Genomic DNA, 8,247 nt, shown 5'->3' with positions numbered 1-8,247 from the left:
CGCTGTCATCAGGTATCGCATGGCTCGCAGTCTGGCGCGGCCCCGCGCGCGTTCACACGATCGTTGCTGGCCGCGGGCGCGGGGCCGCGCCAGACTGCGAGCCATGCGATACCTGATGACAGCGATGATCGGCGTGGGTCTGCTGTGCGCGAGCGCGGCGGCGGCGGGCGAGGCGGACGTCCTGGGCGTCGAGATCACCCACAGTGGCGACGACCGCTACCGCGTCACCGTGACGGTGCGTCACGCGGACGCGGGGTGGGACCACTATGCCGACCAGTGGCGGGTCGTCGCCCCGGACGGCACGGTGCTCGGCACCCGCACGCTGTACCATCCGCACGAGACCGAACAGCCGTTCACCCGCTCGCTCGGCGGGGTCGAGATTCCCGCGGGCGTGTCGGACGTGACGATCGAGGCGCGCGACAACGTCCACGGCCGCGGCGGCAAGACGATGACGGTCGACGTGCCGCGATAGGGGCGGGCTATCCCGTCTCTACTCTCCTCCACAAGACTTGTCCCCTCTCCTCCTGTGGGAGGAGAGGGCTAGGGAGAGGAGGTTGCTCGCGGCGTCGATGCCCTGGATCTTGATGGCCACGGCATAAGCGCTCGTGGTCCCTCCTCCCCTAGCCCCTCCTCCCAGCGGAGGAGGGGAATCATGAGGGTGTTTGGAGACAGGCGCGGCACCGGTCGCGAGCTCAATCCACCGCGGCCACGCGCTTGACCGGTTGGCCGTCGCCGCGGTCCCAGTGGCGGCCCAGTTCGCGCTCGATCCGCTCCTCGAAGTGCCGGCGGAAGTCGTCGATGCCGTCGGCGATCTTCAGCACCTCTTCGCGGTCGAGCACCAGCACGCGGGTGTGTTCGGCCGCCCGCGCGGTCGCCTGGCGCCGGTCCTCGCCCAGGATCAGGCGCATGCCGAAGTGCTGGCCGGGGCCCAGCCGGCGGCGCTGCTCCTTGCCGGTTTCCGGGTCGTGGGTGATCATTTCGACCGCGCCGGAGACCACGGTGTAAACCCCATCGGCGCGGTTGCCCTTTTCGTAGATCCGGTCGCCGGCGTGGTAAAGCACGTGCCGGGCGCCGGGCGCCGGCGGCTTGGAAAGCTGGACCACGTTGCGCGGCGTGATCGCGTCCAGCAGCCAGTTCATCAGCACCCGGAAGCGCGTCGACATGCCGGGCAGGAAGGCGACGTAGTACGCCCGCCAGATCAGCCACGCCGGGAAGCCGGAAATCTTGATCCCCATGATGTCGCCAACCCCGCTGCGCGCGCCCAGCGAGGCGAGCGCACCCTTGGAGCTGTAGACGAACGGCGCCAGCTGCTTGCCGTTGACCGCGTCGTCGATGCATTTCGCCAGGTGGCGCGCCTCGCGCACGGCGAACTGCGCGGTCGGCGGGGCGTAATCCGACTTCGCGTCCGGCCGGTCGACCATCGGGATCAGCGCGCAGTCGCCGAGCGCCCAGACGTTGCCGTGCGCGGGCACGCGGAACGACCGGTCGACCTGGATCTTGCCGGCCTTGAGCGGCAGGTCGAGGTCGCGGACCAGCTTGGACGGCGCGCTGCCGATCGTGGCCACGATCGTGCGGGTGCCGATCCACTCCCCGGCGCTGGTGACCAGGTGCGTGCCGGAGGCGGACTCGACCCCGGTCGAGAGCTGGAACTCAATGCCGCGCGCCTCCAGCTTGCGCCGGGCGTAGGTGCCGAGCGCCGGGGGCAGCTCCGCCAGCACCCGGTCCGCCATCTCGACCACGACGATCCGGATCTCCGACCGGTCGATGTTCTTGTAATACTTCAGCGAGCGCTCGATGAACTCGGCCATCTCGCCGACCGTCTCGATGCCGGAGAAGCCGGCGCCGATCACGGTGAACGTCAGCGCCTGCTGCTTGACCTCCGGCAGCTGGGTGATCTCGGCGTGCTCCAGCTTCTCGATCACGTGCGAGCGCAGCAGCCGGCCATCCTCCAGCGTCTTCAGCGTCATCGCGTGTTCGGGCAGGCCGGTGATCATCGACAGGTCGCTCGACTGACCCAGCGCGATCACCAGATGATCGTAGCGGACCAGCGTGTGCCGGCGCTGCACGCCCTGGAAGACCGTGATCTCCTGGCGCTCGAAGTCGATCGAGTGCACCACCGCCTTGCGCACGAACACGCCCTTCAAAAGCAGCCGCAGCGGGGACGCGGCGTGCGGGGCCGTGACCTGGCCGGCCGCGACCTCGGGCAGCAGCGGCTGGAAGACGAAGTAGTTCTCCGCGTTGATCAGTTCGATCTCGGCGCTGTCGCCCATCCGCCGGCGCAGGTTGCGCGCGGCGAACATGCCGGCGAAACCGCCGCCCAAGATCACGATGCGGGGTTTCTCGGACACGGAAAGCGGCCTCTCGAAAGCGATAGGATCAATCGGCGCGCGCCCGGCGTGGACGCATCAAGCCGACCGGTGAAGCACGAACGGGTGCGGCCGGCGGGCGGTTCCGGCCAAGCGCGCAAGCGCTTGGCACCCGCAACATCGGGCCGGGGCCGGGAAAAGGCAACCGCGCCGACGCGTCAAGGCGTCGGCGCGGTTGGGCTGACAGCCGCTGCGATGCAGCGCAACGCCGGCCGCGCTGGCGGCCGACCACGTCCGCTGGCGCAGCTGACGTGCGGTCGGTCGCCGCCGGCCGGACCCGCGGGCGCGCCGTGCGCGAACGATCGGGCCCCGTGGCCGGCCGGCGGCGTGCGCCGCCCGGCGCTTAGACGCTGTAGTACATGTGGAACTCGATCGGGTGCGGGGCGGTCTCGAAGGTCTCGACCTCCTCCCACTTGAGCTCCAGATAGCCCTCGATCTGGTCCTTGGTGAACACGTCGCCCTGCAGCAGGAACTCGTGGTCGCCCTGCAGCGCCGTCAGCGCCTCGCGCAGCGAGCCGGCGACGTTGGGCACGCCCTGCAGCTCCTCCGGCGGCAGGTCGTACAGGTTCTTGTCCATCGCATCGCCCGGATGGGTCTTGTTGCGGATGCCGTCGAGGCCGGCCATCAGCATGGCGGAGAAGGCCAGGTACGGGTTCGCCGTCGGGTCCGGGAAGCGGACCTCCACGCGCTTGGACTTCGGCGAGTTGCCGTGCGGGATCCGGCAGGCCGCCGAGCGGTTGCGCGAGGAGTACGCCAGCAGCACCGGCGCCTCGTAGCCCGGGACCAGACGCTTATAGGAGTTGGTCGTCGGGTTGGTGAAGGCGTTCAGCGCCCGGGCGTGCTTGATGATGCCGCCGATGTAGTACAGGGCCTGCTCGCTCAGCCCGGCGTAGCCGTCGCCGGCGAAGGCGGGCTTGCCGTCCTTCCAGATCGACTGGTGGCAGTGCATGCCGGAGCCGTTGTCGCCGAACACCGGCTTGGGCATGAAGGTCGCGGTCTTGCCGTAGGCGTGCGCGACGTTGTGGACGACATACTTGTAGATCTGCATGTCGTCGGCGCACTTCACCAGCGTGTTGAAGGAGATGCCGAGCTCGTGCTGCGAGGGCGCCACCTCGTGGTGGTGCTTCTCGACGTTGATGCCCATTTCCTCCATCACGGTGACCATCTCGGCGCGCAGATCGGTCCCGCTATCGACCGGCGGGACCGGGAAGTAGCCGCCCTTGACGCGCGGCCGGTGGCCGAGGTTGCCGCCCTCGAACTCGGCGCCCGACATGTACGGGCCTTCCTCGCTCTCGAACTTGTAGAAGCAGTGGTGCATGTCGGTGCCGAACTTGACGTCGTCGAAGACGAAGAATTCGGCCTCGGGCCCGAAGAAGCAGGTGTCGCCGATGCCCGACTGCGACATGAACGCCTCGGCGCGCTTGGCCGTGGTGCGCGGATCGCGGTCGTACGGCTGACCGGTCGACGGCTCCAGCACGTCGCAGTAGAGGATCAGCTGCGGCTGGGCGGCGAACGGATCCATCACGGCCGTGCTGAGGTCGGGCTTCAGGTTCATGTCGGATTCGTTGATGACCTTCCAGCCCTCGATCGACGAGCCGTCGAACATGATGCCTTCGTCCAGCAGGTCCTCATCGACCGTCTTCACGTGCTGGGCGACGTGCATCCACTTGCCCCGCGGGTCGGTGAAGCGGAAGTCGACGTACTTCACCTCGTTGTCTTTGATCATTTGCAGAATTGTCTGCGCGTCGCTCATGTCGTTCCCCGTTCTCGATTCTTGAGATTTGACGTTATCGATTGCGGCTGAGCCGAACGGCGCACACCCGCGTGGACGGGCGCCCGCCGAACGACGGCGAGGGTGAACCGGCGGGATCGACCCGCCGCGGGCGGCTCAGCGGGTCAGACCGCTTCGCCGCCGCGTTCGCCGGTGCGGATGCGGATGGCTTCATCCACGGTCGAGACGAAGATCTTGCCGTCGCCGATGCGCCCGGTCTGCGCGGCCTGCTGGATCGCCTCCACGGCCCGTTCGACCTGAGCCTCGTCGAGCACGACCTCGATCTTCACCTTGGGCAGGAAGTCGACGACGTACTCCGCCCCGCGGTAGAGTTCGGTGTGGCCCTTCTGACGGCCGAAGCCCTTGGCCTCGGTCACCGTGATGCCCTTGATCCCGACCTCGTGCAGGGCGTCCTTCACCTCGTCGAGTTTGAAGGGTTTGATGATCGCCTCGATCTTCTTCATGGCCCCTCGTTCCCTGCCTCTCTGTCTCTGGGCCCCGGTTGGCCGGCCTCGGGGGTCGAGGCCGGGTCCGGTTCCGCCGTTCATGCCGCGCGCCCGGGAGCGCGGCTCCGGTTGTCCCCGCCTCTGAACCGGCTGGCCCGATCTCGCCGGGCCCGGGCACGTCCAGGTGTCGGGCGACCGGCGCGGTGCTCCCGCTGTTGCTGCCGGGCGCGCTCATCTGCGCTTAGCCGCAAGCGGCCCTCGCCGTGTCGCAGCGCCGCTGTTCCTGAGCGAGAGCAAGCGCCGTGCCAACCGGGTCCCGAGGCCGCATGCCCGCGGCGCAGCCCGGCATCGCCGGCCTGGCGCGCTGCGGCGGGCGCGGTGCTGGTCGCGCCGTTTGCCCAATTCCTGAGCAGTCTGCCTTCCCGGACGGCAGCGGGCGCGCGCGGCCGGTGGTCAGCGGCTAGGCGCTGCGCCGGTCGCGCGCCCCGGTCAGCCAGGCGTCGATCCGCTCCGCCGCCGCCAGGACGTTGTCCTTGGTGTTGGCGTACGACAGGCGCAGGTAGCCCTCGCCGGCGGCGCCGAACGCGGTGCCCGCGACCGTCGCCACGCCGGCCTCTTCGAGCAGCGCCGTCTCCAGCTGCTTCGCGCCGTAGCCGGTGCCGGCGATGTTGGGAAAGGCATAGAATGCGCCGCCCGGGGTCGGGCAGGTGATGCCGGGAATGGCGTTCAGCCGGTCGACCAGCGCCCGCCGGCGGTCGTCGAACGCGGCGTGCATCGCGGCGACGTGGTCCTGGCTGCCGGTGAGGGCGGCGAGGCCGGCGTGCTGCGCGGGGGCGTTGACGCAGGAATGGCTGTTGATCGCCAGCCGCTCCGCATCCGCCACCAGCGCTTCCGGCCAGACGCCGAAGCCGAGCCGCCAGCCGGTCATCGCGTGCGTTTTCGACCAGCCGTCGAGCAGGATCACCTGATCGCGCAGCTCCGGATAGGCGAGCAGGCTGGCATGCTCTTGACCGTCGTAGATCAGGCGGCTGTAGATCTCGTCCGACAGAACGGCCGTCTGCGGGTTGCGCGCCAGCACCCCGGCGATCCGGTCCATTTCCGCGCGCGGGATCACCCCGCCGGTCGGGTTGCCCGGGGTGTTCAGGATCACCATCCGGGTGTCGGCGGTGATCGCCCCGGCGAGCGCGTCCGCGGTGACCGCGAAGCCGTCCTGCTCGCGCAGCGCCAAAGGCCGGGGGCGCGCGCCCGAATAGCGCACCAGGGATTCGTAGATCGGGAAGCCCGGGTCGGGGTAGACGATCTCCGTCCCCGGTTCGCCGAACATGGTGATGGCGAAGAACATCGTGACCTTGCCGCCCGGCACCACCACCACGTGCTCGGGGTTGACCTGGGCGCCGGTGCGCGCCGCGACGTCGTCCGCCACGGCCGCGCGCAGCTCGGGGATGCCCTTGGCCGGCGTGTAGCCGTGGTGGCCGTCGCGCAGCGCCTTGCAGGCGGCCTCGACGACGTGTTCGGGGGTGCGGAAGTCCGGCTGGCCGATCCCCAGATTGATGATCGACCGGCCCTGATCGGCCAAGGCGTTGGCGCGCGCCAGAACCTGGAAAGCGCTTTCGGTACCGAGGCGGTCCAGGGCGGCGGCGCGGGTGACCATGCGGGCGGGGTATCCATCATTGGCCGGGGGAGACGGCGGCACGCGGCGGGCAAGGCCGGACCGTCGGCGGGCTGCATGCTAGCCGTCGGCGCAAGCCCCTCGCAAGCCCGCACATCCAACCGCTTGACGGGCCTGTTACCGGCGGTTAGAGACACGGGCGTGCGGCGGGTCCGAACGGGCCGCCGCACCCTCCCGTGTGGTGGCCATAGCTCAGTCGGTTAGAGCGCATGGTTGTGGTCCATGAGGTCGCGGGTTCGAATCCCGCTGGCCACCCCACTGATTTCCCTAGGTTTTTTGCACCGCGTTCGCGGTTTGCCCCGGAGGCTTCCGGCGTATTCCGGCACTCGCGATACAGCGGCTTTCGGCGGCTTTACAGCCGCTGACAGTACCTGATGTCGGAAAGAATGTCGGAAATTTCCGGAAGGGCTATTCGTCCTCACCGGGCGACTCGACGTGCTGGATGACGGCCCACTCGCCAGCCGGCCTGAACCATACGATCGCGCCGAGGCCGAGTTCGACGTCGACACTCCGTGCCGTGTCGACGGGCCAGCAGATCGCGCCGTCCCAGACTGACGTGGCGCGCCGGCCATCAGGAGATTGGAAGCCGAAGACCTGGGTGATCTGCCCCCAACGCGGACGATCAGATGTATCTGCCTGGCTGCGCCGTTCGGCGTCGGCGATCTCTATCTCGGCTTGGCTCGCACACTCGCCCCGATCCGCGCTTTCGATCGCGTCCAGCGTTGCTTGGTGGCGGTCCTCATCTACGATCCGACTGATCGCTTCGAGATTTCGCCGGTCACGCCGCATCTGCCGGAGCGCGCCGCGCATCGCGTTGATCTGCTCTTCGTCCGGCTGCTCGACGATCTCCTGGATGAGCTCGCGGAACGCCTGGCGCTTCTTGTGCTCGCGCAGGAGGTCGTTGATCGAGCGCGTCGAATCGCCACTTTGCAGAGCGTCGTCGATTGCTTCCTGGAGCCACTGCTGACCCTGTCGGGCGTCCGCGGGCTGGATCTCGCCGAGCACCACCCTCCGCCGCTCTAGTTTGTCGCGCATTTCGCGTATCAGCTCGGCCCGCCTCTCCGTCGGCCACTTGTCCAGCTCGCGCTCGAGCCGCTGTTGCGCTGTCCGCGCCTGCAAGCGCGGCAGGCTAAACGGCGGATCCTCGCGGAAGGTCGCCAGCGTGCGCTCGGCCTCTTCGGAGATCGGCGGCTCCTCGCTTGTGAGATCGGTCTCCGGGCTCTTGGCTTGGCCCATCCGCTCGTAGAGCGCGGCCCTGACGCCGGCGGCCAAGGCCATCGTGCGCTGCGCCCGGCCGGGGATGCGCCGCATCAGCTCAGAGAGGGCGTGCCATAGGTCCTCTTCGGTTGGATCGGGCGTGCCGTCAGGCATAGACTGGTCGTCACTCATTGCAGAACCTCCGCCACTCGTCGCTGACAGACACCCTATCGAGAAATGCGCTCTGCGCCTCGGCCGCTGGGCGCAGGCGCGCGCGGGCTGCTGCCAGGCGCCTTGCGCGATCGGCCCCGAGCGTGTCTGCACTCTCGTCGCTCATCGCTAGGCCCCTTCGCCGGATACGACCCATCGCTGCATCCGGCCTTGAGGATATAAAAAAGGCGGCGGAGGCACATACCCCCGGCGCAGGCTCCTGAGCATTGTGTGAGAGGCCTCAGCGGGGCGCTACGGCTATCCTGAGAGCGGCGCACCAGATTAGGAAGGGCGCACCAGATATGGGCGAGCGCGACGGCGATCTGCATCGGCTGATTGTCAGCGACAGCAAACGCAGCGCCGCCAATTCCGAAGCCGTCGTAGTCTTACTGAGTCACAAGATATTGGACGATTTTTGTGGCGACCCCCACATAAAGTGGTAACCTTGGAGATTCAATCTTGATGTGGGGGTGTCGATGGATCTCCAGTGGATGGATGGGCCGCAGGCTGAGCGCTTCACGCTTTATATGGACAGTCTGGCCGCTTGTCTTCGGCACAGAGACCGGATTGAGCCGTTCCGGCGCTACT

The 8,247-nt window shown here is 68.4% G+C and carries 6 protein-coding genes and 1 tRNA gene; 2 read left to right on the top strand and 5 right to left on the bottom strand.

Annotated features, from left to right (window positions below; genetic code table 11):
- The first annotated feature begins 115 nt into the window (after nucleotides 1–115).
- The gene (locus CKO28_RS25595) at nucleotides 116–472 is read left to right on the top strand and encodes a hypothetical protein (RefSeq protein ID WP_200343939.1); all 357 of its coding nucleotides are present in this window, start codon (nucleotides 116–118) and stop codon (nucleotides 470–472) included.
- A 220-nt stretch (nucleotides 473–692) separates the two neighbouring features.
- Here CKO28_RS25595 and CKO28_RS25590 read toward each other — a convergent pair whose 3' ends face one another.
- The 4 genes from CKO28_RS25590 to CKO28_RS25575 all read right to left on the bottom strand — a co-directional run bounded on the left by CKO28_RS25590 (nucleotide 693) and on the right by CKO28_RS25575 (nucleotide 6,234).
- Nucleotides 693–2,348 (bottom strand): FAD-dependent oxidoreductase, encoded by a 1,656-nt coding sequence (locus CKO28_RS25590; RefSeq protein WP_200343937.1) that lies wholly within the window; start codon nucleotides 2,346–2,348, stop codon nucleotides 693–695.
- Between the two features lie 361 nt (nucleotides 2,349–2,709).
- Nucleotides 2,710–4,119, bottom strand: a complete 1,410-nt coding sequence (gene glnA, locus CKO28_RS25585; protein ID WP_200343935.1) for a type I glutamate--ammonia ligase — start codon at nucleotides 4,117–4,119, stop codon at nucleotides 2,710–2,712.
- A gap of 143 nt (nucleotides 4,120–4,262) precedes the next feature.
- Nucleotides 4,263–4,601 carry a P-II family nitrogen regulator gene (locus CKO28_RS25580; protein WP_200343933.1) on the bottom strand — a complete coding sequence of 113 codons (339 nt, stop codon included), beginning with the start codon at nucleotides 4,599–4,601 and terminating at the stop codon, nucleotides 4,263–4,265.
- Between the two features lie 442 nt (nucleotides 4,602–5,043).
- Nucleotides 5,044–6,234 (bottom strand): pyridoxal phosphate-dependent aminotransferase, encoded by a 1,191-nt coding sequence (locus CKO28_RS25575; protein ID WP_200343931.1) that lies wholly within the window; start codon nucleotides 6,232–6,234, stop codon nucleotides 5,044–5,046.
- A gap of 199 nt (nucleotides 6,235–6,433) precedes the next feature.
- Between CKO28_RS25575 and CKO28_RS25570 the strand changes: the two genes are divergently transcribed.
- A tRNA-His gene (locus tag CKO28_RS25570) sits at nucleotides 6,434–6,510 on the top strand.
- 150 nt (nucleotides 6,511–6,660) lie between these two features.
- On the opposite strand, the gene CKO28_RS25565 is transcribed toward CKO28_RS25570, so the two are convergent.
- Complete coding sequence (locus tag CKO28_RS25565; protein ID WP_200343929.1) at nucleotides 6,661–7,623, bottom strand: hypothetical protein; 963 nt, start codon at nucleotides 7,621–7,623, stop codon at nucleotides 6,661–6,663.
- Nucleotides 7,624–8,247 lie beyond the last annotated feature (624 nt).

The organism is Rhodovibrio sodomensis (assembly GCF_016583645.1).
In the GTDB taxonomy this organism is placed as follows: Bacteria; Pseudomonadota; Alphaproteobacteria; order Kiloniellales; family Rhodovibrionaceae; genus Rhodovibrio; species Rhodovibrio sodomensis.
The sequence above is the reverse complement of the archived record's forward strand: the minus strand, read 5'-3'. Positions and strand labels throughout refer to the sequence as shown.

Excerpts from the sequence above, each read along its gene's own strand:
- CKO28_RS25580 (WP_200343933.1), bottom strand. The coding sequence starts at position 4,601 with ATGAAGAAGATCGAGGCGATCATCAAACCCTTCAAACTCGACGAGGTG.
- CKO28_RS25575 (WP_200343931.1), bottom strand. The coding sequence starts at position 6,234 with ATGGTCACCCGCGCCGCCGCCCTGGACCGCCTCGGTACCGAAAGCGCT.
- glnA (WP_200343935.1), bottom strand. The coding sequence starts at position 4,119 with ATGAGCGACGCGCAGACAATTCTGCAAATGATCAAAGACAACGAGGTG.
- CKO28_RS25565 (WP_200343929.1), bottom strand. The coding sequence starts at position 7,623 with ATGCCTGACGGCACGCCCGATCCAACCGAAGAGGACCTATGGCACGCC.
- CKO28_RS25595 (WP_200343939.1), top strand. The coding sequence starts at position 116 with ATGACAGCGATGATCGGCGTGGGTCTGCTGTGCGCGAGCGCGGCGGCG.